We start from the raw sequence: 214 nt of genomic DNA on the forward strand, positions 1-214 counted from the left end.
ACTCGCGAGCTTTCGACTTAAAATATTCCCACTGTGGGTTCACCATAAGGTACTTAGTGTTCCCATGTGGTGTTAATGCCTGAGAAATAATTTGATGATTCTCATCATACTTCTCTGCTTGATATACTTTGAAATCACGACGGAATTTGTATTTATCATTTCGGTATGCGTATCGTTTAAAGTTGAATCGGACGCCCTGTGGGTTTACATAAAA

Annotated in this window: 1 pseudogene; it reads right to left on the minus strand. The window is 38.3% G+C overall.

From position 1 onward, the window contains the following. Positions 1-214, minus strand: a pseudogene (locus FD32_RS10155) (IS1182 family transposase); the annotation flags it as partial.

It is taken from the genome of Limosilactobacillus panis DSM 6035 (assembly GCF_001435935.1).
GTDB lineage: Bacteria > Bacillota > Bacilli > Lactobacillales > Lactobacillaceae > Limosilactobacillus > Limosilactobacillus panis.